The organism is Blastococcus sp. SYSU DS0541, assembly GCF_054050875.1.
Genome location: NZ_JBJHAD010000010.1, coordinates 1 through 26,213, shown reverse-complemented (window position 1 = coordinate 26,213; position 26,213 = coordinate 1). Strand labels below are relative to the sequence as shown.

Annotated in this window: 28 protein-coding genes and 1 riboswitch; of the genes, 17 read left to right on the top strand and 11 right to left on the bottom strand. The window is 73.1% G+C overall.

The features are described 5' to 3' along the window. Positions 1-48 precede the first annotated feature (48 nt). The 3 genes from ACI794_RS12345 to ACI794_RS12335 form a co-directional block, all read right to left on the bottom strand. On the bottom strand, positions 49-1,125 hold the full coding sequence (locus tag ACI794_RS12345) for an NlpC/P60 family protein (RefSeq protein ID WP_456603541.1): 1,077 nt from the start codon (positions 1,123-1,125) through the stop codon (positions 49-51). 16 nt (positions 1,126-1,141) lie between these two features. Further along, positions 1,142-1,289: riboswitch (cyclic di-AMP (ydaO/yuaA leader) on the bottom strand. A gap of 216 nt (positions 1,290-1,505) precedes the next feature. Then, positions 1,506-1,829, bottom strand: a complete 324-nt coding sequence (locus ACI794_RS12340) for a hypothetical protein (RefSeq protein WP_456603540.1) — start codon at positions 1,827-1,829, stop codon at positions 1,506-1,508. 82 nt (positions 1,830-1,911) lie between these two features. Next, a complete protein-coding gene (locus ACI794_RS12335) occupies positions 1,912-3,657 on the bottom strand; it encodes a D-alanyl-D-alanine carboxypeptidase family protein (RefSeq protein WP_456603539.1) in 1,746 nt (581 codons plus the stop codon). Positions 3,658-3,868: 211 nt separating this feature from the next. On the opposite strand from ACI794_RS12335, the gene ACI794_RS12330 reads away from it, so the two are divergent. Together ACI794_RS12330 and ACI794_RS12325 are read left to right on the top strand one after the other, a co-directional pair. After that, positions 3,869-5,650: a DEDD exonuclease domain-containing protein gene (locus ACI794_RS12330; RefSeq protein ID WP_456603538.1), complete on the top strand. Its 1,782-nt coding sequence runs from the start codon at positions 3,869-3,871 to the stop codon at positions 5,648-5,650. After that, positions 5,647-5,934: an Lrp/AsnC family transcriptional regulator gene (locus ACI794_RS12325; RefSeq protein ID WP_456603537.1), complete on the top strand. Its 288-nt coding sequence runs from the start codon at positions 5,647-5,649 to the stop codon at positions 5,932-5,934. The genes ACI794_RS12330 and ACI794_RS12325 overlap by 4 nt, the downstream gene beginning before the upstream one ends. Before the next feature lie 45 nt (positions 5,935-5,979). Here ACI794_RS12325 and trpD read toward each other — a convergent pair whose 3' ends face one another. Together trpD and ACI794_RS12315 are read right to left on the bottom strand one after the other, a co-directional pair. Further along, a complete protein-coding gene (gene trpD / locus ACI794_RS12320; RefSeq protein ID WP_456603536.1) occupies positions 5,980-7,032 on the bottom strand; it encodes an anthranilate phosphoribosyltransferase in 1,053 nt (350 codons plus the stop codon). Between the two features lie 8 nt (positions 7,033-7,040). After that, the gene (locus ACI794_RS12315) at positions 7,041-7,469 is read right to left on the bottom strand and encodes a hypothetical protein (RefSeq protein WP_456616512.1); all 429 of its coding nucleotides are present in this window, start codon (positions 7,467-7,469) and stop codon (positions 7,041-7,043) included. A 132-nt stretch (positions 7,470-7,601) separates the two neighbouring features. Between ACI794_RS12315 and ctaE the strand changes: the two genes are divergently transcribed. The 4 genes from ctaE (at position 7,602) to qcrB (ending at position 11,955) form a co-directional block, all read left to right on the top strand. Beyond that, a complete protein-coding gene (gene ctaE, locus ACI794_RS12310) occupies positions 7,602-8,216 on the top strand; it encodes an aa3-type cytochrome oxidase subunit III (protein WP_456603534.1) in 615 nt (204 codons plus the stop codon). Between the two features lie 7 nt (positions 8,217-8,223). After that, positions 8,224-9,066: a cytochrome bc1 complex diheme cytochrome c subunit gene (gene qcrC, locus ACI794_RS12305; protein ID WP_456580971.1), complete on the top strand. Its 843-nt coding sequence runs from the start codon at positions 8,224-8,226 to the stop codon at positions 9,064-9,066. Between the two features lie 73 nt (positions 9,067-9,139). Beyond that, positions 9,140-10,252 carry a cytochrome bc1 complex Rieske iron-sulfur subunit gene (qcrA, locus tag ACI794_RS12300; protein WP_456603533.1) on the top strand — a complete coding sequence of 371 codons (1,113 nt, stop codon included), beginning with the start codon at positions 9,140-9,142 and terminating at the stop codon, positions 10,250-10,252. After that, positions 10,252-11,955, top strand: a complete 1,704-nt coding sequence (gene qcrB, locus ACI794_RS12295; protein ID WP_456603532.1) for a cytochrome bc1 complex cytochrome b subunit — start codon at positions 10,252-10,254, stop codon at positions 11,953-11,955. The genes qcrA and qcrB overlap by 1 nt, the downstream gene beginning before the upstream one ends. A 695-nt stretch (positions 11,956-12,650) precedes the next feature. On the opposite strand, the gene ACI794_RS12290 is transcribed toward qcrB, so the two are convergent. Together ACI794_RS12290 and ctaC are read right to left on the bottom strand one after the other, a co-directional pair. Next, on the bottom strand, positions 12,651-13,055 hold the full coding sequence (locus ACI794_RS12290) for a cytochrome c oxidase subunit 4 (RefSeq protein WP_456580974.1): 405 nt from the start codon (positions 13,053-13,055) through the stop codon (positions 12,651-12,653). Between the two features lie 51 nt (positions 13,056-13,106). After that, positions 13,107-14,006 (bottom strand): aa3-type cytochrome oxidase subunit II, encoded by a 900-nt coding sequence (gene ctaC / locus ACI794_RS12285; RefSeq protein WP_456603531.1) that lies wholly within the window; start codon positions 14,004-14,006, stop codon positions 13,107-13,109. Positions 14,007-14,297: 291 nt separating this feature from the next. On the opposite strand from ctaC, the gene ACI794_RS12280 reads away from it, so the two are divergent. Genes ACI794_RS12280 through asnB form a run of 3 tightly spaced genes read left to right on the top strand, consistent with a single transcriptional unit; the run spans position 14,298 to position 16,965 of the window. After that, positions 14,298-14,663 carry a metalloprotease gene (locus ACI794_RS12280; protein ID WP_456603530.1) on the top strand — a complete coding sequence of 122 codons (366 nt, stop codon included), beginning with the start codon at positions 14,298-14,300 and terminating at the stop codon, positions 14,661-14,663. Beyond that, complete coding sequence (locus tag ACI794_RS12275) at positions 14,653-14,994, top strand: DUF3817 domain-containing protein (RefSeq protein ID WP_456603529.1); 342 nt, start codon at positions 14,653-14,655, stop codon at positions 14,992-14,994. Before ACI794_RS12280 ends, ACI794_RS12275 begins: the two co-directional genes overlap by 11 nt. 39 nt (positions 14,995-15,033) lie before the next feature. Next, a complete protein-coding gene (asnB, locus tag ACI794_RS12270; protein WP_456603528.1) occupies positions 15,034-16,965 on the top strand; it encodes an asparagine synthase (glutamine-hydrolyzing) in 1,932 nt (643 codons plus the stop codon). Between the two features lie 180 nt (positions 16,966-17,145). Here asnB and ACI794_RS12265 read toward each other — a convergent pair whose 3' ends face one another. Next, on the bottom strand, positions 17,146-17,493 hold the full coding sequence (locus ACI794_RS12265) for a HesB/IscA family protein (protein ID WP_456616511.1): 348 nt from the start codon (positions 17,491-17,493) through the stop codon (positions 17,146-17,148). Between the two features lie 150 nt (positions 17,494-17,643). Here ACI794_RS12265 and ACI794_RS12260 point away from each other — a divergent pair, with 150 nt between their 5' ends. From ACI794_RS12260 to ACI794_RS12250, 3 genes are read left to right on the top strand one after another with little or no spacing between them, the layout of a single operon-like run. Then, a complete protein-coding gene (locus ACI794_RS12260) occupies positions 17,644-18,258 on the top strand; it encodes a DUF3043 domain-containing protein (RefSeq protein ID WP_456603527.1) in 615 nt (204 codons plus the stop codon). Between the two features lie 31 nt (positions 18,259-18,289). Next, positions 18,290-19,099, top strand: a complete 810-nt coding sequence (locus tag ACI794_RS12255) for an MBL fold metallo-hydrolase (protein ID WP_456616510.1) — start codon at positions 18,290-18,292, stop codon at positions 19,097-19,099. 11 nt (positions 19,100-19,110) lie between these two features. Next, positions 19,111-20,094: an aldo/keto reductase family protein gene (locus ACI794_RS12250; RefSeq protein WP_456603525.1), complete on the top strand. Its 984-nt coding sequence runs from the start codon at positions 19,111-19,113 to the stop codon at positions 20,092-20,094. Between the two features lie 37 nt (positions 20,095-20,131). Here ACI794_RS12250 and ACI794_RS12245 read toward each other — a convergent pair whose 3' ends face one another. Then, positions 20,132-20,344: a hypothetical protein gene (locus ACI794_RS12245; protein WP_456580982.1), complete on the bottom strand. Its 213-nt coding sequence runs from the start codon at positions 20,342-20,344 to the stop codon at positions 20,132-20,134. Between the two features lie 123 nt (positions 20,345-20,467). Here ACI794_RS12245 and ACI794_RS12240 point away from each other — a divergent pair, with 123 nt between their 5' ends. From ACI794_RS12240 to ACI794_RS12225, 4 genes are all read left to right on the top strand, one after another. Further along, positions 20,468-20,914, top strand: a complete 447-nt coding sequence (locus ACI794_RS12240) for a phage holin family protein (protein ID WP_456616509.1) — start codon at positions 20,468-20,470, stop codon at positions 20,912-20,914. Beyond that, positions 20,911-21,369 (top strand): DUF3618 domain-containing protein, encoded by a 459-nt coding sequence (locus ACI794_RS12235; RefSeq protein WP_456603524.1) that lies wholly within the window; start codon positions 20,911-20,913, stop codon positions 21,367-21,369. Before ACI794_RS12240 ends, ACI794_RS12235 begins: the two co-directional genes overlap by 4 nt. Next, a complete protein-coding gene (locus ACI794_RS12230; RefSeq protein ID WP_456580985.1) occupies positions 21,366-21,638 on the top strand; it encodes a DUF4235 domain-containing protein in 273 nt (90 codons plus the stop codon). Before ACI794_RS12235 ends, ACI794_RS12230 begins: the two co-directional genes overlap by 4 nt. Positions 21,639-21,724: 86 nt before the next feature. Then, a complete protein-coding gene (locus ACI794_RS12225; RefSeq protein WP_456616508.1) occupies positions 21,725-22,867 on the top strand; it encodes a YihY/virulence factor BrkB family protein in 1,143 nt (380 codons plus the stop codon). Positions 22,868-22,879: 12 nt separating this feature from the next. On the opposite strand, the gene gcvT is transcribed toward ACI794_RS12225, so the two are convergent. Continuing rightward, entirely contained in the window at positions 22,880-23,998 is a 1,119-nt protein-coding gene (gene gcvT / locus ACI794_RS12220; RefSeq protein WP_456603522.1) for a glycine cleavage system aminomethyltransferase GcvT, read from the bottom strand. Positions 23,999-24,252: 254 nt separating this feature from the next. On the opposite strand from gcvT, the gene ACI794_RS12215 reads away from it, so the two are divergent. Continuing rightward, on the top strand, positions 24,253-25,764 hold the full coding sequence (locus ACI794_RS12215; RefSeq protein ID WP_456603521.1) for a leucyl aminopeptidase: 1,512 nt from the start codon (positions 24,253-24,255) through the stop codon (positions 25,762-25,764). Between the two features lie 98 nt (positions 25,765-25,862). On the opposite strand, the gene ACI794_RS12210 is transcribed toward ACI794_RS12215, so the two are convergent. After that, the coding region (locus ACI794_RS12210) for an integrase core domain-containing protein (RefSeq protein ID WP_456616507.1) at positions 25,863-26,213 on the bottom strand (351 nt) is incomplete at its 5' end.

The window sequence follows — 26,213 nt, the reverse complement described above, 5'->3', positions numbered from 1 at the left end:
CGTCGTCCTCGCCTCCGGACAGGCCGGCCGACAGAGGTCGGGTGGCGGTCAGCCGGCGATGCGACGGGCTCCGTTGTAGTTGCCCATCGAATCCAGGCTCGCCACCTTCACCGGCTGGCCGGAGGTCGAGGCGTGCACCATCTGCCCGTTGCCGATGTACATGCCGACGTGGCTGACCGGGCTGTAGAAGAACACCAGGTCACCGGGCTGCAGCTCGCTGCGCGAGACGGGCTTGCCCATCTGGCTCTGCGACCGGCTCGAGTGCGGGAGCGTCACGCCCGCCGCGGCGTAGGCGTAGGAGGTCAGGCCGGAGCAGTCGAAGGCGTTGGGCCCGCCGGCGCCCCAGACGTACGGGTCGCCGAGCTGGGCCAGCGCGGCGTTCACCGCGGCCTGGGCCGCCGAGCTCGGCGCGACGACGCCGCTGGGCGCCGGGAGGCCGGCCCCGCCGTGCGCCTGCGCCACCTGCTCCCGCTGCGGCGCGGTGAGCTCCTCGTAGCGGCGCTGGTACTCGGCGATCTTCGCCTCCAGCTCCTCCTGCCGGGCGGCGATCTCCTCCACCGTCCGCTGGGCGTCCGCGGCGGCCTTCTCGGCTGCCTCGCGGGACTCCTCGGCGTCCTCGGCGGCCTGCGACACCTCGGTGAGCACGTCGTTGGTGTGCCCGGCGATCGCGTCGAGGGTGCCCAGCTGGTCGACGAGCTGGTCGGCCGAGTCGCTGGTCAGCAGGACGTCGAGCGGCGACATGCCGCTGCCGGTGTAGGCGCTGCGGGCCAGCCGGCGGATGTGCCCGTCGAGGGAACCGAGCCGGGCCTCCGCCTCGGCGGTGGCCTCGCTCGCGGCCTCCGCGTCGCGCTGGTGGCCGGCGAGGACGACCTTGGCCTCGTTGAGCTCCTCGGAGACGACCTCGAGCTCGTGGCTGGCCCGGGCCACCTGGGCGGCGACCGCGTCGGCCGTGCCGGGGACGGCCGACGCCGTGCCCGGGAGGAAGGTGACGGTCATGGCCGCGGCGGCGGTGACCAGCAATCCGGAGCGGAGGGGCCCGGAGCGACGGGCGCGGGAGGAGCTGCACCGGTCGGCGGTGCCGAGCTGTTCGGGGGCGTGCGTCAGCAGTGCGTGAGGGGTCGCCACGTGCGGCGGCTCTCCGTTCTTCCTCTGCAACCGCCGACCGAGTTAGCTGACGGGTTCGGGCTGGGAAGACTGGCCCTATCCCCCGCGCACCGGCGGGCCGGCTGCGGGAGAACTCACCCCAGAACTGCGGTGGGTCCCCGGTACACCTCCGGCGCCGGTGGTGCGCGCCGTGCGGTGATTAGGCGGTGTCCGGTCGAGGCCATCCATCGACGGATGACGACCACCCGGCCGAACGGCGTGAACCCTAACGATCGTGATACCTGCGTGACAAATGATCACTGGAGGAACCCGGCGTGAGGGAGATCCCCAGGTCAGCGGCGCGCCTCCCCGTCGGAGGCTCCGCTGCGGGGCAGAAGCCCCGGTCGGCGCGGTCCGGGACGTCAGCCCGTGCGCCGTCCGCGGGACCGCTCGCCGTCGTGACCGCCGGCCCCGTTCGGGTGACGCAGCGGGGGCACCAGGCCGCCCTCGGCGAGCGCCCGCACGGCCCGGCGCTCGACCTCGTCGAACTCCACCACCACCCCCGGCGGCGGGACGACGACGTCCTCGGCGGCCACGGCGGGACCACCACGGGCCGCCCGCCCGGTCATGGGCACGACGACCGGGTCGACCCCCTGCCAACCCGGCGGGGCGCCGAGCAGCACGGTGACGACGCAGTCGGCGCAGCCGGTCCCGCGGGCAGTGCAGGTGTCGCAGTCGATCAGCATCGCTTCTTCTCCTCCGTGAGTCGCTGCGCACGCTAGGAGGGGTCACCGACATTTCCGGCCGCGCGACCAGGGAACGGGTGCATCAGGTGCCGGCGTACTCCCAGTGCCAGGGCTCCTCGCGCCCGTTCCCCTGGTCGGCCCAGGTCGGGTGCAGGTAGCCGAACCGGCCGGCGTTGGCCTCCATCCACGCGTACTGCGGCGTCCCGAAGGACTGCACGCCACCGCACAGGTCGACCGCCAGGCCCCAACCGTGGTTGCTCGTGCCCGGCACGGCGGCCAGCGCCGGCTTCTCCCCGTACAGCCGCACCTGTGACGCATAGGTGCGGTACGAGTCGGTGATGCACAGCGGGCGGCCGAAGGCGGCCTCGTAGGCCGTCGCCATGGCCCGGTAGGCCGCGGCCGCGTCGCACCTCAGCGAGTGCCCGCCCACCCCCAGGGGGCACATCGCGCTCGGCGGTATCAGGCCGTTCGGGTAGCCGCCCCAGGCCCGGCCGCCGTCGTAGCTGGGCGGGTAGACGGTGTTGCCGCACTCGCTCCGCAACGCCCCCGCGGCCGGCTCCGGGACGGGGACGCGGGCCCGCTGGCCGAGGACCGGGCGACCGATCCCCATCACCTGGTCGCCCGGCAGCGTCCGCACGACGACGGCGCCGGCCCGGGCGTCCGCGGTGACCATGGTCCGCGTGTCGAGGGCGATGCCCACGTGCCCCAGCCCGCCCTCCGGCGAGCCCAGGAAGACCAGGTCGCCGGGGAGCACGTCGGCGGGGTCCACCGGCACGGTGCGGGCGAACAGGTCGCCCTGCGTCGCGGGCAGGGACAGCCCGGTCCGGCCGTAGGCCACCTGCACCAGGGCGCCGCAGTCCCAGGAGTCGGGCCCTGCCGTCCCGGGCGCGTACGGCTGCCCGAGCGCCTCCATCGCCCCGCCGACCGCCGTCAGCGTCTCCATCGGGAGGACGAGCATCGAGGTCGGGCGACCGGGCAGCTGGGCGACCCCGCGCTGGGCGCCGCCCCCGCTCGCAGCCACCGGCACCAGCCGGTCGGGCAGGGCCAGCTCGGGGTCCTGCAACGCGGCGGCGGGCACCTCCGCCAGCCCGGCCGCGCGGAGCTGGTCGACGTAGGCCTGCCAGCTGGCCGCCGTCTGCTCGTTGACCGTCGTCTGCTCCCGCTGCAGCGCCGCGAGCTGGCCGTCGACGACGGCGAGCACGTCGCCGAGCTCCGCGGTGACCGCCTCGGCGGCCGCCTCCAGATCGGCCACCCGCGCCGCCACCTCGTCGGCCCGCACCTGGGCCCGGTCGAGGGCGGCCTGGGCGTGCTCCCGCCGGTCGAGCGCGCTGCGCCGGTGGCTCTCGGCGACGCCGATGACCTGGGCCGCGTGGGCGTCGACCACCTCGAGGAAGCCCATGCCGGACAGGACCTCTCCGGGGTCCCCGCCGTTGAGGAGCAGGGTGAGAGCCGTGACGGAGCCGCCGTCCCGGTAGACGGCGGCGGCGTAACCGGCCACCTCGCGCTGGTGCCCGGCCAGCACGCCCTGGGCGTCGTCGAGCACCGCCTTCGCCTCGTCCACCGACCGCTGCGCCTCCGCGAGCGCCTCGCGCGCCGCGACGACCTCCGCCTGGCGGGCCCGCAGGTCGTCCTGCACCTCCGCGGCCCGCCGCTGCAGGTGGTCGAGGTCGCGGCTCTCCAGCACGCCCGACGTGCCGCCCGGCTGGTCGCTCGGCGCGGCGGCGACCGGCGCACCCGGCAGCAGCACGAGGGCGCACGCGGCCAGCGTCGCGAGCGCCACCCGCCGGCGGACCGGGCCGGGCGGGCGCGACCAGTAGCGCGCGGGCATCGCCGACCACCTCCGAGGGACGGGCCGGTCGCGCGGGGCGACGGGCGCTGGGAGTGCATGGTGACCCGCCCGGGCGGCGGAACGCCAGGTGATCGGCGGGGTGAGCACCCCCGGCCCCCTGGTCGGGCGGCCTCCGACCCCCCGCCCTTGGGGGGGCCGGGCCCGGCGCGCGTCCCCCGGAGTGTCAGCACCCCGACCTAGCGTCCGCCCCGTGCCACCCTCTCCCGCGCCGCCGCGCTACCAGCAGGTCTCGATCGAGGAGGTCGGGACGCCGCTGGCCCAGGTGACGTTCGTCGTGGTGGACCTGGAGACGACGGGCGGCTCCCCCAAGGACAGCGCCATCACCGAGATCGGGGCGGTGCGCATCCGCGGCGGGCAGGTGCTCGGCGAGTTCCAGACCCTCGTGGACCCCGGCCACGAGATCCCGCCCTACATCAGCGTGCTGACCGGCATCACGTCGACGATGGTCGCCACGGCCCCGCGCATCGGCGCCGTCCTCCCGTCCTTCCTCGAGTTCGCCCGCGGCGCGGTCCTCGTCGCCCACAACGCCCCGTTCGACCTCGGGTTCCTCAAGGCGGCGTGCGCCGAGAACGGGTTGGCGTGGCCGGCGGCGGCGTCCGTCGACACCGCCGTCCTCGCCCGGCGGTTGCTCAACCGCGACGAGGTGCCCAACTGCAAGCTGGCCACCCTGGCCCCCTACTTCTCGGCCACCACCTCGCCGACGCACCGGGCCCTGGACGACGCCCGGGCCACCGTCGACGTGCTGCACGGGCTCTTCGAGCGGCTCGGCCCCCTCGGCGTGACCACCCTGGAGGAGCTCACCACCCTGACCCGGCAGGTCGACCCGGAGCGGCGGCGGAAGCGGCACCTGGCCGACGAGGTGCCGCACGGTCCCGGCGTCTACCTGTTCCGCGGACCCAAGGACGAGCCCCTCTACGTGGGCACCTCCGGCGACCTGCGCAGCCGGGTCCGCAGCTACTTCACCTCCGGCGAGCAGCGCAGCCGGATCACCGAGATGGTGCGCCTGGCCCAGCGGGTGGAGGCGATCCCGTGCGCCCACGCCCTCGAGGCGGCGGTCCGCGAGCTGCGCCTGATCGCGTCGCACAAACCGCGGTACAACCGCCGGTCCCGGTTCCCCGAGCGGGCGCTGTGGGTCCGGCTCACCGAGGAGCCCTTCCCCCGGCTGTCGGTGGTGCGCCGGGTCCGCCCCGACGCCGGCGTCTTCCTCGGGCCGTTCCCCGACCGCCGCGCCGCCGACGCCGCCGTGGCCGCGGTCCACGAGGTGCTCCCCCTGCGGCAGTGCACGGCCCGGCTCTCCCCCCGCACGCCGGTCAGCGCCTGCGCGCTCGCCGACATGGGGCGCTGCGGCGCCCCGTGCACCGGCGCGCAGTCGGTGCCCGAGTACGCCGGTGTCGCCGCGGTGTTCGCCGCGGCCGTGGGTCACGATCCCCGCCCGCTGCTCACCCCGCTGCTGGACCGGGTGGAGCGCCTGGCGACCGAGGAGCGGTACGAGGACGCCGCCGTGCTGCGCGACCGGGTGGCCGTGCTCGTCCGGGCCCTCCGCCGGCGGCAGCGGCTGGCGTCGCTGGCCGCCGTACCCGAGCTCGTGCTCGCCCGGCCTGACGGCGAGGGCGGTTGGGAGCTGTCCGTCGTCCGGTCGGGCCGCCTCGCCGCCGCGGGGAACGCGCCCCGGGGCACCACCGTCCGCAGCGTGCTGCCCGGCCTGCTGGCGACCGCGGAGACCGTCCCAGGCACCGACGCCGAGCAGCCGACGTCGGTCGACGAGACCGAACTGGTCCTGCGCTGGCTGGAGAAGCCCGGCACCCGGCTGGTGCAGCTGACCGGGACCCTGGCCTGCGCCGCGCCCGGCACGGGCTCCTACAGCGACTTCCTGGCGCGCGTGGAATCCGGGCGCGATGCCCGGGACCCCTTCGCCGACGGGCGGTCGCTGGGCACCCGCGCCCGCCCCGAACGGCTAGCATCCCCGGCGTGATCACCGCCATCGTGATGATCGACGCAGCCACCGACTCGATCGGCGAGGTCGCGCAGGCCGTCGCCGAGCTCGAGGGCGTCAGCGAGGTGTACTCCGTCGCGGGTGAGGCCGACCTGATCGCCATCGTCCGCGTCCGCGAGTTCGAGCAGGTCGCCGAGGTGATCGCCGGCCGGATCAACAAGGTGCCCGGGGTCATCGACACGGACACGCACATCGCCTTCCGCGCCTACTCGCGGCACGACCTCGAGGCGGCCTTCTCCATCGGCTTCGACGCCGAGGTCTGAGGTCGGACCCCGTCCTCCTCGCCCCTCGCGAGCCTCCGGACGGGCCTAGCGGCGGACCGCGCGGCTGACCTCGACCCAGCGGTCCAGGAGCGTCGCAGCGCGTCCGTCGTCGACCGCCGCGGCTGCCCGCTCCAGCCCCGCCGCGAGGCCGTCGTGCAGCCGCGTGGGCCGCTCGTCGAACGCCACCAGCGCGGCGGCGGCGTTGAGCAGGACGGCGTCGCGCACGGGCCCCCGCTCGCCGTCGACGAACCGGCGGAACACGTCGGCGTTGACCCGGGCGTCCCCGCCGCGCAAGGCGTCCGGCGGCGGTGCCTCGATGCCGAGCGCCGCGGGGTCGACCCGGTCGGCCTCCACGGCGCCGTCGCGGACCTGCCACACCGCCGAGGTCGTCGCGGTGGTCAGCTCGTCGAGGCCGTCGTCGCCCCGGAAGACCAGCGCCCGCGTCCCCCGGGCGGCGAGCACCTCGGCGAGCACCGGCGCCATGCGCGCGTTCGCGCAGCCGATCGCCGCCGCCACCGGACGCGCCGGGTTGGTGAGCGGGCCGAGGAAGTTGAAGACGGTGCCGATGCCCATCTCCCGGCGCGGGGCGGCCGCGTGCCGCATCCCGGGGTGGAACACCGGCGCGAAGAAGAAGCCGATGCCGGCCTCGCGCACGCAGGCGGCCACGGCGTCTGCGGGCAGGTCGATGACCACCCCCAGCGCCTCCAGGACGTCGGCGGCCCCGGACGACGAGGACGCCGCGCGGTTCCCGTGCTTGGCGACGGGAGCACCCGCGGCAGCCGTCACGACCGCCGCCATCGTGGAGATGTTGACCGTGTGGGCGCCGTCCCCTCCCGTGCCGACGATGTCGACGCAGTCCATGGGCAGCCGCACCGGCGTGGCCTGCGCCAGCATCTCGGTGGCGAGCCCGGCGACCTCCTGCGGGGCCTCCCCCTTGGCCCGCAGCGCGACGGTGAAGCCGGCCACCTGGGCGGGGGTGGCCTCACCGGTCATGACCTCCCGCATCGCCCAGCGGGTGTCCTCGGCCGTGAGGTCCTGCCCGGCGAGCAGCCGGTTGAGCAACCCGGGCCAGGTGGGCGCGGCGGACGTCGGCGGCACCAGCGGCGTCACCGGCGGGCGGCGGGCTGACCCGCGTCGGCGCGCAGGAGGTCGGCCACCACCCGGGGGGCGACCAGCGGGTCGACCGGGAGGGCGAGCGTCGCCTCCGCCCGTGACCAGTGGGCCAGCCAGCGGTCGGGCTGCCGCGCCACGAGCAGGCAGACCGCCGGACGGTCGGCGACCTCCATCTCCAGCTGCCGGGCCAGCGCCATCCCGCCGGTGGGCTGCGCCTCGCCGTCGAGGATGCACAGGTCGATGCCGCCGGCGTCGACCGCGGCCACCACCTCGTCGCCCGTCGAGCACTCCAGCCAGGTCAGGGGCCCCACGTCGGGGGCGGGCTGCCGCCCGACCGCCGCGCGCACCGCGTCGCGGACCTCGGGACGGTGGCTGTAGACCAGCACGGTGGCCGGTGCGGCGGGCTTGTCGGCGGCACTCACGCCGCCGAGCCTAGTGCCCGGGGGCGTCTGCGCAGGCCGGGGCGGCGCGTCGGTATCGAGCTGGTCACATCGCCGCCACGCCGTCACCACCCGCAGTCGTGACCACGCCCCGCCGATGCCATGATGAGCCCCGTGACAACGGCCCCCGTCGCGAGCAGCACCTTCGACACCTCGCGGGTGCACTCCCTGACCCGACCGAACATGGTCAGCGTCGGCACGATCATCTGGCTCTCGAGCGAGCTGATGTTCTTCGCCGGCCTGTTCGCCATGTACTTCACCGCGCGAGCCCGGGCCACCGAGGGGTGGCCGCCGGAGCCGACCGAGCTGAACCTCCCGTACGCCACGGTCTTCACCGTGATCCTGGTGCTGTCCTCGGTGACCTGCCAGTTCGGTGTGTTCGCCGCGGAGAACGGCAACGTCTACGGCCTCCGCCGCTGGTTCACGATCACCTTCGTGATGGGCCTGGTCTTCGTGCTGGCCCAGGCGAACGAGTACCGGGTCCTGGTCATGGACCACGGGACGACCATCTCGTCGTCCACCTACGGCTCGGTCTTCTACATCACGACGGGCTTCCACGCCTTGCACGTCATCGGTGGCCTCATCGCCTTCGTCTACGTGCTCATCCGGTCCACCATGGGCCGTTTCACGCCGGCGCAGGCGACCTCGGCCATCGTGGTCTCCTACTACTGGCACTTCGTCGACGTCGTGTGGGTCGGGCTCTTCGCCACGATCTACCTGATCCGCTAGGGAACCGGTGTCCACCACGAACCCGCAGTCCGACGCCCCGCTCGCCGACGCCGGCACGCCTGTCGACCGGGCACGCGCACGCCGCCGCTCCAAGCACCGCCGGCGCATCGCCAACGTCGCGGCCCTCATGGCCTCGCTCATCCTCACCGGTGCCCTGTACTCGGTGTTCACCCCGGCCCAGGCCGCGGACGAGGCCACGAGCGAATCGGCGGCCGAGGCGGCCGGGCGCGAGCTGTACGAGCGCTCCTGCATCTCCTGCCACGGGGAGAACCTCGAGGGCGTGGCCAACCGCGGCCCGTCGCTGATCGGTGTCGGTGAGGCCTCCGTCTACTTCCAGGTCCACACCGGCCGCATGCCGCTGGTCCGCCAGGAGGCCGACGCCCCCGACAAGCCGGCCGTGTTCTCCGACGAGGAGATCGACCAGCTGATGACCTACGTCCAGGCCAACGGCGGTGGCCCCACGCTGCCGTCGGGCGACCTGCGCGAGGGCGACCTCGCCCTCGGTGGTGAGCTCTTCCGGCTCAACTGCTCCTCCTGCCACAACTTCGTCGGCCAGGGCGGCGCTCTCTCCTCCGGGAAGGCGGCGCCGAGCCTGGAGGGCTCCACCGACCTCGAGATCTACACCGCGATGCTGAGCGGCCCGGAGAACATGCCGGTCTTCGGCGACAACCAGCTCACCCCGGAGGAGAAGCGCTCGATCATCGCCTACGTCCAGACCATCCAGAACATGGCGGACCCGGGTGGTGCCGGCGTGGGCCGCATCGGCCCGGTCGGCGAGGGCCTGGTCATCTGGATCGTGGGCATGAGCGCCCTCCTGTTCGGCATCTTCTGGATGGGGAGCAAGGCGTGAGCACGCCTGCCCGCCCGTCGACCACCACTGCTGCTGCGCGGTCGCTGACCACGGTCGCCGGCGAGGAGGAAGCGTGAGCACCCGCGAGACCCGCCCCGGCTCGGCCGGCGGCGCGGACACCCCCGGCCCCCTGCACGGCGGGCCGGACGACGACTACACCCCCGAGCAGCTCGCGGCGATGCGCCGCGAGGAGCTCGACCTGCTCGGCGCCCGGTACGACGGCGTGGAGATCCTCCACGTCGACCCCGGCCCCGAGCCGGGCTCGGCGCTCGAGCGCCGGGCGGTCCGCCAGGTCGGCTGGACCTTCGCCCTCGCCGGCGTCTTCGCCTTCCTGTTCCTCGTCGTGTACGTCGGCTCGGGCTGGTTCCTGCCCGAGTGGTCGTGGGCCGAGGAGGGGACCACCTGGAGCGCGCTGTTCACCCCGCTCCTGGGCCTCTGCATGGGCCTCTCCCTGACCCTGGTGGGCGCGGGCCTGGTGCTCTACACGAAGAAGCTGCTCCCCCACGAGACGGCGGTGCAGGACAAGCACGACGGCTCGCACTTCGACCGCGTGACCACCGGCGCCACGCTCGTCGGCGGTTACCACAACAGCGGGCTGCCACGCCGCAAGCTCATCACCCGGTCACTGGCGTTCATGGGTGCCGGCGTCGGCGTCATGCTGCTGGCCCCGCTCGGCGGCCTGATCAACAACCCGAGCCGCGGGAACACGCTCGGCCGGACCGCGTGGGCGGAGGGCGTCCGCCTCCTCCGCGACGACGGCAGCCCGGTCCGGCCCGGTGACCAGGAGCCCGGCTCCCTGGAGACGGTCTTCCCGGCCGTGCCAGGTGGCAACCGGCTGACCGATGCCGCGACCATGCTCATCCGGCTCCGGCCGGAGCAGGTGCTGCAGGACGAGCCGCGCGAGGGCCAGGCGGACTTCTCCTACGGCGACTACGTCGCCTACTCGAAGATCTGCACGCACGCCGGCTGCCCGGTGTCGCTGTACGAGCAGGAGACCGGTCGCATCCTGTGCCCGTGCCACCAGTCGCAGTTCCTCGTCACCGCGGGCGCCAAGCCGATCTTCGGGCCGGCGACCCGCTCGCTGCCCCAGCTGCCCATCACCGTCGACGACGAGGGCTTCTTCGTGGCGCGCAGTGACTACATTGAAGCCGTTGGCCCGACCTACTGGAACCGGGAGCGCATCTGATGGCAGCTCGCACCGCCACGGCGCCGGGGGCCCCGACCACGAGACTCGGCAAGGCCGCGCTCGAGATCGACGACCGCCTCGTCGTCGCCGGCCCCGTCCGGCGGACCCTCAACAAGGTCTTCCCCGACCACTGGTCCTTCCTGCTCGGGGAGATCGCGCTCTACTGCTTCGTCATCCTGCTGCTCTCGGGCACGTACCTGACGTTCTTCTACCAGGCGTCGATGACCGAGGTCACCTACGACGGGTCCTACAACCCGCTGCGTGGCGTCGACATGTCGATCGCCTACGCCTCGACGCTGGACATCTCCTTCGACGTCCGCGGCGGCCTGTTCATGCGGCAGCTGCACCACTGGGCCGCCCTGCTGTTCGTCGCGGCCATCGTCGTCCACCTGCTGCGGATCTTCTTCACCGGCGCCTTCCGCCGTCCGCGGGAGAGCAACTGGCTCATCGGCGTGGTGATCCTCATCCTCGCGCTGCTCGAGGGCTTCTCCGGTTACTCCCTGCCCGACGACCTGCTCAGCGGCACGGGCCTGCGGATCATGTCGGCGATCATCCTGGCCATCCCCGTCGTGGGTACCTGGATGCACTGGGCGGTCTTCGGCGGTGACTACATCGGCGAGCTGATCATCGGCCGGCTCTACATCGCCCACGTCCTGCTCATCCCGGCCATCCTGCTGGCGCTCATCGCGGTCCACCTGCTGATCCTGGTCAAGCAGAAGCACACCCAGTTCCCCGGTCCGGGCCGGACCGAGCACAACGTCGTCGGCAATCGCCTCTTCCCCACGTTCGCCGGGAAGGCGACCGGCCTGCTGTTCGTCGTGTTCGGCGTCTGCGCCGCCCTCGGTGGCCTGGTCCAGATCAACCCGGTGTGGCTGTGGGGCCCGTACAACCCGGCCCAGGTCTCGGCCGCGTCGCAGCCCGACTGGTACATCATGTGGCTGGACGGCTCGTCGCGTCTGTTCCCCGCCTGGGACCTGAACCTGCCGGGCGACTACACGATCCCCGCACTGTTCTGGCCGACCGCCGTGCTCCCGGGCATCATCTTCACGCTGATGCTCTTCTACCCGATGATCGAGCGGAAGCTGACCGGGGACACCGCCTCGCACCACCTGCTGCAGCGTCCGCGTGACGTCCCGGTGCGGACCTCGCTGGGCATGATGTCGATCGCCTTCTACGTCGTGCTGCTGATCTCGGGCGGGAACGACGTCGTGGCCGAGAAGTTCGACATCAGCCTCAACGCGATGACCTGGGCCGGGCGCATCGGGATGATCCTGCTGCCCCCGATCGTGTACGTGATCACCTACCGCATCTGCCTCGGTCTGCAGCAGCACGACCGCGAGGTGCTCGAGCACGGCATCGAGACCGGCGTCATCCGCCGCCTGCCGCACGGCGAGTTCATCGAGGTCCACCAGCCGATCGGCCCGGTGGACGCGCACGGTCACGGCCAGCTCGCCTACGGCGGCGCTCCCGTGCCCAAGAAGATGAACCAGGTGGGTGCGGCACGGCGCGCGGTCCGCGGGTTCTTCTCCCCCGTGGAGGAGCCCACGGCCGTCGAGATCGAGCAGCGTGGCGAGGGTCGCGGTCTCGCGGCCGGCGAGTCGGACCGGGAGCTCACGACCTCGGGTCGTCCGTCCGAGGGTGGCCGTCCGTCCGAGGGTGGGCGCCCCTCCGAGGGTGGTCGCCCGCAGGACCCGCGCGACTGATCGACGCCTGACAGAAGGGCCCCGGTGGATCTCCACCGGGGCCCTTCTGCTGTGCTGCCCGGGCGAAGACGTCCCGCAGGCCCGAGCCGGGCTCGTCCGGCGCGATCCACCTCCCCGTTCCAGGCGAGACGGAGACTCAGCCCGCCGCGCCGCCTGGCGCCCTGATCCCCCACGCGCCACCTCCTGGGTGCCGCCCCGGGAGCGCTTCCCCCACCACCTACGGCCGGTCGCGTCACGCCCGCGCCGGCCGCCGGCACGGAGCCCCCGGCATCCGCTGAGGACTGCCCGCGCCTGGCCGGCTGAGCGGCCAGGGGCTCGCGACGCCGCGGCGAGACCCAACGCGCTCGCCCAGTGGGCGGCCGTGCGGCCCCTGAGCGCCTCTGTGCGCGCTCCCCCAGGGACCCTGCGCCCGGGGAGCGAGCCAGGCAGCCGGGTGCCCCGCAGGAGACCCCCGCCCCGCACGGTCCGTCGCACCGGGGAGACCGCTGGCGCGCACGGTCCGTCCGCACCGGGGCGCCGTCCCGGCCGACCGGCTGCGACGTGCCTGCTGTCGACGCACCGTCGGCTCCGGATGCGGACGGGCGGTCTCCCCCCGGGCCGGCGCACCGTCGGAGGAGCCCTCGAGCCCGCGACCGGGGACGACGAAAGGCCCCCTCCGCCTCAGCGGAGAGGGCCTCGTCGGTGGTTCCGGGAGCTCAGCTCTGCTCGGCGTTCTGCCCCACGTAGTACTCGAAGAGCAGCCCACCGACGGCGACCAGGATCCCGACGCTGGCGATCGCGATCAGCCAGAAGTACCAGAAGGCGATACCCAGCCCCATCAGGCCCGCGGTCAGCGCCAGGGTGAACGGCCAGTAGCTGGCCGGGCTGAAGAAGCCCAGCTCGCCCGCGCCGTCGGCGATCTCGGCGTCCTTGCGGTCCTCGGGACGGGCGTCGATCCGGCGCGAGACGAACCAGAAGAAGCCACCGATGAGGATCGTCAGACCGCCCGACAGAGCGAGGGCCGTGGTGCCGATGGGCTCACGGGACCAGAAGCCGTAGACGACAGCGCAGACGAAGCAGAACACCGCGATGAGATTGAAGATCAGCGCCTCGACCTTCACGGTCGTGCCTCCTCGGGCATGTGGGGGGTCCGGTTGTCAGCGGCAGGCATCTCAGCCCCCCGTCTGCTGCAGGTCTTCGACCTTCTCCTGCACCAGGTCGATCGGGGTGGTCGTGCTGGCCTCGCCCGGCTGCCCGATCTCCTCGAGCGCCTCGTAGGTGCCCAGCCCGGACTCACGGGCGGCCAGGTAGGCGTCGTACTCGTCGGGAGAGACCGCGCGGACCTCGAAGTTCATGTAGGCGTGGTACGTGCCGCACAGCTCGGCGCAGCGGCCGACGTAGGCGCCCTCCTCGCGGACGGTGACCTCGAAGACGTTGTCCCGGCCGTTCTCGTTGCCCGGGATGACGTCGAGCTTGAAGAGGAACTCCGGAACCCAGAACGAGTGGATGACGTCCGCCGAGGCGAGCTCGAACCGCAGGCTGCGGTCGGTGGGCACGACGAGGATGGGGATCTCGGTGCTCGTGCCGACCGTGTCGACCGGGTCGCCGTCCGGACCGTTCGTGTTCGGGTAGACGAACTGCCAGTTCCACTTGAAGGCGTTGACGGCGATGACCTCGTCCGGGTCCGGGCTGATCTGCCGGACCTGGTTCTGGGTGTTCACGGTGAAGAAGAAGAGGCCGGCGATGATGAGGAACGGGAGGATCGTGTAGACGATCTCCAGCGGCAGGTTGTACGCCGTCTGCCGCGGCAGCTCGTCACCCTTCTTGCGGTGCGCGATCACCGTGTAGGCGATCAGCGCCCAGACCGCCAGGCCGATGATGAGCGCCGCGAAGGTGGAGCCGACCCACAGCTCCCGCATGGCCTCGGCCTCGTCGGTGACGCCGTCGGGCCACCCCCACCGGACGAAGTTCCGCTCCCACCACTCCGCCTCGCCGAGCTCGCATCCGGTGAGGGTGAGTCCCCCCAGGAGACCGAGCGCGGCCAGCCGCGCGAGCCTGCTGCCTCGAGCCACTGCTCGCTGCCTCCTCGTCCTCCGCCCGGCCTCCGGGCGGTCCTTGCAAACGGATCTCCACCGGTTCTCGGCAGAGTGGATCCACGCCGAACTCAGTGTGGGCCGAGACTAGCCGACCCGCCTCAGGGGCTGACCACCGGAGACGTCCGGGCGGGTCGGACCCCGGCGGCTGCGCGGACGCCGGGTGGGTCGCCCGCCGGTGGCTCCCGGGACGTGGTAGCGGTCCCGTGCGAGGCGGCGCGCCCGGCCGTGCCGGCCGCCGGCACCGCCAGGACGGTTAGAGTCGGTGCCGTGTTCTCCCGGCTGCTGACCCCGAGATGGGTGCTCCTGCACCTGCTCGTGGCGGCCCTGTTCGTCGCCACCTTCTTCCTCGGCTACTGGCAGCTCTCCAAGGCAGAGGCCGGCGGTGGCGCGGTCAACTGGAGCTACGCCATGCAGTGGCCGCTCTACGGCTTCATGGGGCTGTGGTTCTACGTCCGCATGGTGCGGGTCGAGCTGCACCGCCCGCCGGACGAGGACCAGCCGGGCAACGCGGTGGTGCTCTACCAGCGGCCGCGCATCGACACCACCGGCGACCCCGAGCTCGCCGCCTACAACGCCTACCTCGCCGAGCTCAACGAGCGGGCCCTGGGACAACGGAGCAGCAATGGCCGCTGAGACGACGCAGGCGCCCACGCGGGAGATCCCCCCGGCGCTCACCCGCTACCGCGTGATGGCCACCGTCGTCGGCGTCCTGCTCATCGCGTTGTTCTTCGTGGCGATGCCGCTCGAGTACATCTGGGACATCCACGGCGCCACCGCCGTCATCGGGACGCTGCACGGCTGGCTGTACTTCATCTTCTTCCTGAGCGCCGGCGACCTGGCGCTGCGCGCCCGCTGGACGCTCAAGGGCTGGCTGCTCATCACGGTGGCCGGCACCGTCCCGGTGCTCTCCTTCTTCGCCGAGCGCTACGCGACCGCGAAGACCCGCGCCGGCGAGCGCGTCTGACCCCCTGGCCACCCCCCGACCCCCGGAGTCCCGCGCCTCATGTGTGGCCTGCTCGCCTACTTCTCGACCGACGCCCCGCGCGTGACCGACGGCATCGTCTCCGACGTCCGTGAGGCGCTGCACTGCCTGCGCCACCGCGGGCCCGACGAGAACGAGGTATGGCACGACGACCGCGTCGTCTACGGGTTCAACCGCCTGGCGTTCATCGACATCGAGCACAGCCACCAGCCGATGCCGTACGCCGACGGCCGGTACCGGATCGTCTTCAACGGCGAGATCTACAACTACGTCGAACTCCGGGAAGAGCTCGCCGCGGCCGGTGCGACCTTCGCCACCGAGGGCGACACCGAGGCGATCGTCGCCGGCTACCACCTGTGGGGCGAGGAGATCGTCACCCGGTTGCGTGGCATGTTCGCCTTCGTCATCTGGGACAGCGAGACCCGCACCGTCTTCGGCGCCCGCGACCCCTTCGGCATCAAGCCGCTGTTCACCACGCGCCTGGCCGACGGGGCCATCGCCTTCTCGTCCGAGAAGAAGGCGCTGCTGGAGATGCTCGGCGGGAGCACGGCGGCCGGTGGCGTCGACCCCGCGTCGCTGCAGCACTACCTGACGCTGCAGTACGTGCCGGAGCCGGCGACGCTGCACCGGGGCATCCGCCGCATCGAGAGCGGGACCCGCTTCACCGTCGCCGACGGCGAGCTGTCCACGGAGCGCTATTTCCACCCGACCTTCCCGATCCGGCCGGTCGCGAAGGACGAGCAGCAGGCGCTCTACGACCGCATCGCCGAGGTGCTCGACGACTCGGTGCGGGTGCACATGCGCGCCGACGTCACCGTCGGGTCCTTCCTCTCCGGCGGCATCGACTCCACGGCCATCGCGGCGCTGGCGAAGCGCTACAACCCCGAGCTCATGACCTTCACGGTCGGGTTCGAGCGGGCGGGGTTCTCGGAGATCGAGGTCGCCGCGGAGTCCGCGGCCGCCATCGGCGTCGAGCACATCACCAAGGTCGTCACCCCGGAGGAGTTCGCCGGGTCGATCCCGCTGGTCGTCTGGTACCTCGACGACCCGGTCGCCGACCCGGCGCTCGTGCCGCTGTACTTCGTGGCCCGGGAGGCGCGCAAGCACGTGAAGGTGGTGCTCTCCGGCGAGGGCGCCGACGAGCTGTTCGGCGGGTACAACATCTACCGCGAGCCGCTCTCCCTGGCCGCCTTCGACAAGCTGCCCGCCGGCATCCGCCGCGCCCTCGGCACGCTGTCGACCAAGCTGCCCGACGGCATGCGGGGCAAGGACCTCCTGCGTCGCGGCTCCATCCCCCTGGAGCAGCGCTACTACGGCAACGCACGCATCTTCCGGGACGAGGAGCTGACCTTCCTCGAGAAGCGCGACCCGGACCTGTCGCACGTCGCCGTCACCCGGGAGCTCTACGAGCGCACCCGGGCGGCCGGCTACGACGACGTGACGGCGATGCAGTACGTGGACCTGTTCACCTGGCTGCGCGGCGACATCCTGGTCAAGGCCGACAAGATGACGATGGCGAACTCGCTGGAGCTGCGCGTCCCGTTCCTCGACCCCGAGGTCTTCCGCGTCGCCTCCACCATCCCGGTCGACCAGCGGGTCACCCGGGAGACGACGAAGCACGCGCTGCGCCGCGCGCTCGAGCAGATCGTGCCGCCGCACGTGCTGAACCGGCGCAAGCTCGGCTTCCCGGTGCCCACGCGCCACTGGCTGGCGGAGGACCTGCACGACTGGGCGCGGCAGATCATCGAGGACAGCCAGACCGAGGAGTGGCTGGACAAGCAGCAGGTCCTGGCCATGCTCACGGCCCACCGGCAGAACCAGCGGGCCGGCTCACCGGTCGACCACTCCCGCAAGCTGTGGACGCTGCTGGTGTTCATGGTGTGGCACGGCATCTTCGTCGAGCAGCGCATCAAGCCGGAGATCCCGGAAACGGTCTACCCCGTCCGGCTGTGACACCGCGATCCTCCGGATCGCACCGCGGTCAGGTGCCGTTCCCCTGTTCCGCGGAGCCGTTTCGTCACTCCTCGCGGAGACCCTCCGGGCCTCCACTCGTCATGACCGAAGACATGCGGCAATGAGACGACGAGGCCCGGTCCCCCAGGGGGAACCGGGCCTCGGTCGGTCTGCGGGGACTCAGTTGAAGGAGTCACCGCACGCGCAGGAGCCCTGCGCGTTGGGGTTGTCGATCGTGAAGCCCTGCTGCTCGATGCTGTCGACGAAGTCGATCACCGCACCGCCGAGGTAGGGGCCGCTCATCCGGTCGACGATGACCTCGACGCCGCCGAAGTCGTAGGTCTGGTCGCCGTCGAGAAACCGCTCGTCGAAGAAGAGCTGGTACCGCAGACCGGAGCAACCACCGGGCTGGACGGCGATGCGCAGCCGGAGGTCGTCCCGACCCTCCTGGTCCAGCAGAGCCTTGACCTTGGCGGCCGCGGGGTCGCTGAGCACGACGCCGGTGGCCGCGGTGTCCTGCACCGTCATATTCCTGTCCTCTCCCTCCGAGGTGTCCGCGCACACGTGTTCCGTGACGGACGAACGCCGTCGGAACGGCTCCTCTTCCCGTGCACCCACTGTACGGCTCCCCGCGCGACGTCCGGGGCTCCGTTGCTCACACACGTAGACTTCCGGGCCGTGAAGCTCCGCCTGCCCGGCCGCCGTGACCATGCCGAGACGACCGCCACCTCCGGCGAGGACGGCGAGCTGACCGCGCACCTGGTCAAGGCCGGCGGCAAGGGCCGTCCGACGCCCCGGCGCAACGAGGCGCAGGGCCGGCGCCAGGGTCCTCCCCCGCCGCCGCCCACCACGCGCAGGGAGGCCTACAAGCGGATGCGCGAGCAGCAGGCGCTTCGCCGCGCCGAGGCGCGTCAGGGCATCGCCCGGGGTGAGGCCGACTACCTCCCGGCCCGCGACCGCGGCCCGGAGCGCAAGCTCGTCCGCGACCTGGTCGACAGCCGCCGCAACATCGGCAGCTTCTTCCTGGCCATCGCCGCCGTCGCGCTCGTCGGCACCTTCGTCCCGAGCATGGCGGTGAAGAGCTACACGAGCTTCCTGCTCCTCGGCTTCTTCCTGATGCTCATCATGGACTCGGTGGTGCTGGGCCGGAAGATCAAGCGCACCGTCCTGGAGCGCTTCCCCGACGGCAACCACAAGATGAAGGGCCTCGTCTGGTACGGCATCAGCCGCTCCACGATGGTCCGCCGCTGGCGCTTCCCGAAGCCCGAGGTCCCGATCGGCGCCGAGGTCTGAGCGAGGGCGTCCTCCCGCACCGTCGCGGCTGATGCGCGTCACCCTCCTCGGCACCGGCGCGGCCGACGGCTGGCCCAACCCGTGGTGCACCTGCCCGTCGTGCGCCGACTCCCGCCGCCGGGGGGAGCTGCGCCGTCCGACGTCCGCCCTGGTCGACGGTGCGCTGCTCATCGACCTGGCGCCCGCTCCGCCCCCGGACGGCATCTCCCTCGCCGGCGTGCGCACCGTCCTGGTCACCCACGAACACGCCGACCACTGCGCGCCGCTGGCGCTCCTGGCCCGCCAGTGGGTGCGCCGGGCGGAGCCGCTCACCGTCGTCGGCCCGCCCCCCGTCCTGGCGACGCTGCGGCCGTGGCTCGGCCCCGAGGACCCGGTCGAACTGGTGGCGGTCGCGCCGGGCGACGTGCTGGTCCGCGCCGGGTACCGGATCCGCGCGCTGGAGGCCGCGCACGAGGTGCCGACGGTGCTCTACGACGTCACGGGTCCCGACGGCGCGCGCATGCTGCACGCCACCGACACCGGTCCCCTGCCCGCGGGCACGGTCGAGGCCACCCGGGGCGCCGCCTACGACGCCGTGCTGCTGGAGGAGACGTTCGGCGAGGTCTCGGACCACGGCACCGGCCACCTGGACCTCGCGACCTTCCCCGTCCATCTGGACCGGCTGCGCGGGGTCGGCGGCGTCACCGGGAGCACCGACGTCGTCGCCGTCCACCTGGGGCACCACAACCCGCCGGCCGCGGTGCTCGCCGGGCGGCTGGCCGGGATGGGCGCGCGCCTGCCCGCCGACGGCGACACCGTCGAGGCCGGGGCCGGACGGGCGGCGGTCCGACCGGGCGCCTAACGTCGCGGTTCGTGGAATTCAGACGCCTCGGCCGCTCCGGCCTGACCATCTCCGAGATCGCGTACGGCAACTGGCTCACCCACGGCGGCCAGGTCGAGGAGGACGCCGCGCACGCCTGCGTGCGGGCCGCCCTGGACGCCGGCATCACCACCTTCGACACCGCCGACGTCTACGCCGGCACCCGCGCGGAGACGGTCCTCGGCGCCGCGCTCGCGGGGCAGCGCCGGGAGTCGATCGAGCTGTTCACGAAGGTCTACTGGCCCACGGGGCCGGGCCGGAACGACCGCGGGCTGGGCCGCAAGCACGTCATCGAGAGCTGCCACGCCTCGCTGCGGCGGCTGCAGACCGACTACGTCGACCTCTACCAGGCCCACCGCTACGACCCGACCGTTCCGCTCGAGGAGACGATGACCGCTTTCGCGGACCTCGTCCGGTCGGGCAAGGCCCTCTACATCGGCGTCTCGGAGTGGAACGCCGAGCAGATCGCGTCGGGCGCGGCGCTGGCCCGCGAGCTCGGCGTCCAGCTGATCAGCAACCAGCCGCAGTACTCGATGCTCTGGCGGGTCATCGAGGCCGAGGTCGTGCCGACGTCGGAGAGGGAGGGGCTGTCCCAGATCGTCTGGTCGCCCCTGGCGCAGGGGATCCTCACCGGCAAGTACCGCCCGGGCGAGCAGCCGCCGGCCGACAGCCGCGCCGGGCACCCCGAGGCCGGCCGCTCGATGCAGGGCTTCATGACCGACGACATCCTCGGCCGCGTGCAGCAGCTGCGGCCGATCGCCGACGACCTCGGGCTCTCGATGGCCCAGCTGGCCCTGGCCTGGGTGCTGCAGAACGGCAACGTCGCCGCCGCGATCATCGGCGCGACCCGGCCGGAGCAGGTGCACGACAACGTGGCGGCCGCCGGCGTCCGCCTCGAGGAGGACGTGCTGGCGCGGATCGACGGCATCCTCGGCGACGTCGTCGAGCGCGACCCCTCGAAGACCGCTCGCGGATGAAGGCCCGGCCACCTGACCCTCGACCTCCCGTGGAGGGTCAGGTGGCGGCGAGCCCCATGGGCCCGTAGGCCTTCCGGTCGTCCTCGAACAGGGTGACCGTGGCGACGCCGCGGTCGAGCAGCTCCCGCCAGTTCTCGCCCAGCCACGACTCGGCGTCGCCCTGGTTGTCGTGCGCGGGCACCTCCACCCCCACCACCGCGGGGTCGAGGGTGGATCCGGACGGGTCCTCGAGACGCCAGTGCCAGCTCATGCAGGCAGGTTAGCGGCGGAGGGCGTGACCGACGCCACGTTCCCGGGCCGTGACCGCCCCGCCGGTTACGGCCCGACCGCAGGGGGCATGACGGTGCATCGACGCCGTCCACCCGGAGGACCGATGAGCACACCCCGCCCCGACGCCACGGCCGGCGCCACCCGCGCAGCCGTGGACGCCGTCCCCGAGAACGCTTCGACCGGCGAGCTGATCAGCCGGCTCACCGAGCAGATCAGCACCCTCGTGCGGGACGAGGCCCGCCTCGCCCAGGCCGAGATGACCCAGAAGGCCAAGAAGCTCGGCGTCGGCGCCGGCCTGTTCGGTGCCGCGGGCCTGATGGCCTTCTTCGGCGCCGCCACCCTGATCACCACGATCATCCTGGCCCTGGCGCTGGTGATGCCCGCCTGGCTGGCCGCGCTGATCGTCACCGTGGTCCTCTTCGCGATCGCGGGCGTCCTCGCCCTCGTGGGGAAGAAGGACGTCCAGCAGGGGGCACCGCCGGTGCCGATCGAGGCCATGGCCGGTGTCAAGACCGACATCGCCACCGTGAAGGAGAGTGCGCGCCGGTGACCACGCCCAAGGACGACGGCCAGGCGTCGAGCGGTCCGACCGACCCCGACGCCATCCGGGCCGAGATCGAGGAGACCCGCGACCAGCTGGCGCACACCGTCGACGAGCTGAGCCAGCGGCTCGACGTGCCCGCCCGGGCCAAGGAGAGCGCCGCCCGCGCCAAGGACACCGCGGTGGAGACCTACCGCGAGAGCCCCCCGGCGTTCGCCGGGGCCGGGGCCGCGCTGGCGGGTCTCGTCGGCCTGGTGCTCTGGCGGCGCCGCCGCGCGCGGCGCCGGGCCAGCACCGAGGAGCTCATCGTCGGCGCCCGCGTGGGCCGCAAGCGCGAGGCGAAGCGGGCGCGCAAGGAGCTCGCCGCACGCCGGAAGGCCGCCCAGAAGGCCGTGAAGGACGTGCGGAAGAAGACCGAGCGGGCGGAGAAGAAGGCCCGGCGGAGCAGGGGGAGGAAGCGTTGAGCAAGGGAGCCAAGCTCGCCTACCGGCCGTTCGGTCTCGCGGCGGGCCTGCTGGCCGGTGCCGTCTCCGGGGCGGTCTTCAAGCAGGTGTGGAAGCGCATCAGCGGCGAGGACGACGCCCCGGACGCGCTCCAGACCGAGTACCCGATGTGGGAGATCGTCGTCTCCGCGGCCCTCCAGGGCGCGATCTTCGCGGCCACCAAGGCGACCATCGACCGCCTGGGCGCGGAGGGCTTCACCAAGCTGACCGGGACGTGGCCGGGCGACTGACGCCCGCCCGGTGGCCGGGACGACCGTCCCGGCCACCGGCATCCCGCACCGACCCGCAGACGACGGCCCAGCACCAGGGAGACGCAGTGACCGGCACCCGCCCACGCGAGAGCGCCGTCGACCGGATCCGCCAGCGGGTCGAGGAGAAGGCCGCCCGCCGCGCGGCCGCGGCGAAGGCTGCGGCTGAGGGCGGCTCGTCGCGGGATCCGCACCAGCTGCCCCCGGACGCGCCCGCTCCCGAGCAGCTGCCGGGCATCCGGGCCGCCAACCCGCTGCAGATCCCCGCCGGGGGCTGGAAGCAGGTCCTCAAGCGGGCGTGGGCGGAGAACAACGCCGACAACATGCCCATCATCGCCGGCGGCGTGGCCTTCTTCGGCTTCCTGGCGATCTTCCCGGCGCTGCTGGCCCTGATCTCCATCTACGGCCTGGTCGCCTCCCCCGAGCAGGCCGCCGCGCAGGTGGAGGAGTTCACCGCCGGGCTGCCGGAGACGGCGCAGGGCCTGATCGAGGACCAGGTCACCTCCATCACCGACAACGCCGGCGGTGCGCTCACCCTCAGCCTCGTGGCTTCCATCCTGGCGGCGCTGTGGAGCGCCTCCGGCGGGGTCAACAACCTGGTCAAGGCGGTCAACATCGCCTACGACGAGGTCGAGACCCGCAACTTCGTGAAGCTCCGGGCGCTCTCCCTGGCTCTCACGCTCGGCGCCATCGTCTTCGTCGTGCTCACGATCGGCCTGGTCGCCGTGCTGCCGATCGTCATCGACCTCCTGCCACTGGGGTCGGTGGGCACCGTGCTGCTCGAGATCGCACGCTGGGTCGCGCTGCTCCTCGTCGTCGCGGGCTCGCTGGCGGTGCTGTACCGCGTCGCCCCCGACCGCGACGCGCCGAAGTTCCGCTGGGTCAGCCTCGGCTCGGTCGTGGTCACCGCCGTCTGGGCGCTGGTCAGCCTCGGCTTCACCATCTACGTGAACAACTTCGGCAGCTACGACAAGACCTACGGCGCCATCGCCGGGGTGATCGTGCTGATGCTGTGGCTGTACCTCACGTGCTACCTCATCCTGCTGGGCGCCGAGATCAACTCCGAGGCCGAGCACCAGACCGGCCTCGACACCACCGACGGCGACCCCGTGCCGATGGGCGAGCGCGACGCCGTGAAGGCCGACACGCTGCCGGCCAAGGCCGAGCCGGAGAAGGGCGACGACGACCCGACCCGGAAGAACGCTCCTTAGCCGGCGCGCTCCTCAGCGCACGTGGGACGGCACGAACGGCGGCCGCACGACTTCGACGGGTTCGCGGCGGCCGCGGACGTCGAGAGTGAGCGACGCACCCTCGGCCACCCCGGCGGCGGCGTCGAGCAGCGCCAGGCCGATGCCGGTCCGCAGCGTCGGAGAGAACGTCCCGCTGGTCACCTCGCCCACCTGCGCACCGTCGCCGTCCAGGACGACCATGCCCGGCCGCGGGATGCCGCGGCCGGACGCGCGCAGCCCCCAGAGCAACCGCGCCGGGCCGGCCTCCTTCTCGGCCAGGAGGGCGTCACGTCCCCAGAACGCGGGCTTGCGCCAGCCGACGGCCCACCCCGCGCGGGCCTGGACGGGGCTGATCTCCCGGGAGAGCTCGTGGCCGTGCAGCGGGTAGCCCATCTCGGTCCGCAGCGTGTCGCGGGCGCCCAGGCCGCAGGGCCGGATGCCGAGGTCCTGCCCGGCCTCCAGGACGGCGTCCCACATCTCGCCGGCCCGGTCGGCGGCGATCAGCAGCTCGTAGCCGTGCTCACCGGTGTAGCCGGTGCGGCACACCGTCACCTCGGCCCCGGCGCCACCGGTCCCCGTCACGAAGGACATGTAGCCGATCTCGCCGGGCACGCCCAGCAGCTCCAGCACCTGCAGCGAGCGCGGTCCCTGCACGGCGAGGACGGCGACGTCGCTGTGCCGGTCGGTCACCTGCACGCCGGCCGGGGCGGCATCGGCCAGCCGTGCCAGCACCTCGGCGGCGTTCGCCGCGTTCGGCACCAGCAGGACGTCGTCGGGACCGTGCAGGTAGACGATCAGGTCGTCGACCACTCCCCCGGCACCGGGCTCGCCGTCGGGGACGCAGCACATCGTGTACTGCGCCTGGCCCGGCCCGATCCGGGAGAGGTCGTTGGTGAGGCAGGCGTCGACGAACGCGGCAGCACCCGGCCCGCGGACCGTCCCGGTGCCCAGGTGCGACACGTCGAACAGGCCCACGCCCTCGCGGACCGCGGCGTGCTCGGCCAGCACGCCCCCGCCGGCGTACTCGATCGGCATGGACCAGCCGCTGAAGTCGGCGAGCTTGGCGCCGGCCGCGACGTGCCGGTCGTGGAGGGGCGAGGTGCGTGGGGTCACGCGGTCACGCTAACGCCACCCCCGCGTCCGGGACGACGTACTGGAACGGCCCGGTTGCAGGGACCCGCCGCGAGCCGGTGACGGGATGGAACGGCCCGGTTGCAGGGACCCGGCACGAGCCGGTGACGGGATGGAACGGCCCCGTCGCAGGGACCCGGCACGAGCCGGTGACGCGATGGAACGGCCCCGTCGCAGGGACCCGGCACGAGCGGAGCGAGTGCTGGGGGGCGACGGGGTCCTTCTAGGATCGTGCGGTGCCGCCGACGATCACCGCCACCGACCACCCGCTCGAGAAGCTGACCGGCGACGCCGTCGTCGTCGCCGTCGGCAAGGGTCCTGACGGGCCGCTCGCCACCCCCGGCGCCGAGGCCCTGGACCGCCTGCTCGGCGGCCGGCTCCTCCCGGCGCTCACCGACCTGGGCGCCCGCGGCGCTGAGGACGAGGTGACCCGCCTGCCCTCCTTCGGCCAGGGCCCCTTCCCCGTCCTCGCCGTCGTGGGGCTCGGCGCCCCGGAGGCTTCGGGTGGCTACACCCCCGAGAGCCTGCGCCGCGCCGCAGGTGCCGCCAGCCGCGCGCTCCGCGGCCGCCGCTCCGTCGTCAGCCTGCTCGCCGCCGTGGGCGGGACGCCGGACGACGAGCGCCTGCACGCCGTGGGCGAGGGCTCCCTCCTGGGCGCGTACGAGTTCACCGCCTACAAGTCCCACCTGCCCGCCGACCGCCCGGCCCCGCCGAGCGAGTTCACGATCGTCGTCCCCGGGGCGGGTGCGGCCGAGTCGGCGCTGCGCCGGGTGCGCGCGGTCGCCGACGCCGTCGCCCTGGTGCGCGACCTGGTCAACACCCCGCCGAACGACCTCTACCCGGCCGAGCTCGCCGCCCGCGGCGCGGCCGCCGGCGAGAAGCTCGGCCTCACCGCCGAGATCCTCGACGAGGACGACCTCGCCGCCGGTGGCTACGGCGGCATCCTCGCCGTCGGTGGCGGGTCGACCCGCAAGCCGCGGCTGCTGCGCCTGACCTACGCGGGCGCCGGCGCCCGCAAGAAGGTGGCCCTGGTCGGCAAGGGCATCACCTTCGACAGCGGCGGGATCTCGATCAAGCCCGCCGCGAAGATGGAGGACATGAAGAGCGACATGGCCGGCGCCGCCGCCGTGATCGCCACCGTCTGCCTCGTCGCCCAGCTCGGGCTGCCGGTCGAGGTCGTCGCGACCGTGCCCATGGCCGAGAACCTCCCGAGCGGCACCGCCTACCGGCCGGCCGACGTGGTCACGTTCCGCAACGGCAAGAAGGCCGAGATCACCAACACCGACGCCGAGGGCCGCGTCGTGCTGGCGGACGCGATCGCCCGGGCGGCCGAGGACTCCCCCGACGTCCTGCTGGAGACCTCCACGCTCACCGGCGCGCAGATGGTCGCCCTCGGCGCCCGGACCGCCGGCGTCATGGGCAGCGACGACCTGCGCGACGCGGTGATCGCCGCCGCCGGGCGCAGCGGCGAGCTGATGTGGCCGATGCCCCTGCCTCCCGAGCTGCGCAAGGGGATCGACTCGACGGTCGCGGACTTCGTCAACGCCAACACCGACCGGATGGGCGGGATGCTGGTCGGCGGCCACTTCCTCGCCGAGTTCGTGCCGGACGGGCTGCCGTGGGCGCACATCGACATCGCCGGGCCGAGTTACAACACCTCGTCGCCGTGGGGCTACACGCCCAAGGGCGGCACCGGCGTCCCCGTGCGCACCCTGCTGGCGACCATCGAGGCCCTCATCGCCGACTGACCGCGGCGATGACCAGGTCACCTGATCGTCGAGCGTCCTCCCTCACGGCCCGCGGTGAGGGAGGACGCCGCGCGGTGGGGGTGGACGGCTCCTCGCGCCTAGATGTAGTGACCAGGTAGGTCGTTGACGCGGCTGATCGGTGGTTGGCCGTCGAGTGCGGTGTGGCTGCGGTGGTGGTTGTAAGTGTGCAGCCAGCCGGGGAGCACGTCGGCGCGTTCGCGGCTGGAGTGGAAGACCGCGGCGTAGGCCCATTCCTCGAGCAGGGTGCGGTTGAAGCGTTCGACCTTGCCGTTCGTTTGCGGCCGGTAGGGGCGGATGAAGCGGTGCTTGATGCCCTGGGCGGCCAGTCGTTCCCGCCAGGCGCGGCCGTGCCGGTAGGCGAAGGCGTTGTCGGTGAGCACCTCGCTGACCGTGGCGCCGTGGGCGGCGTAGAAGGCCAGGGCCCGGTC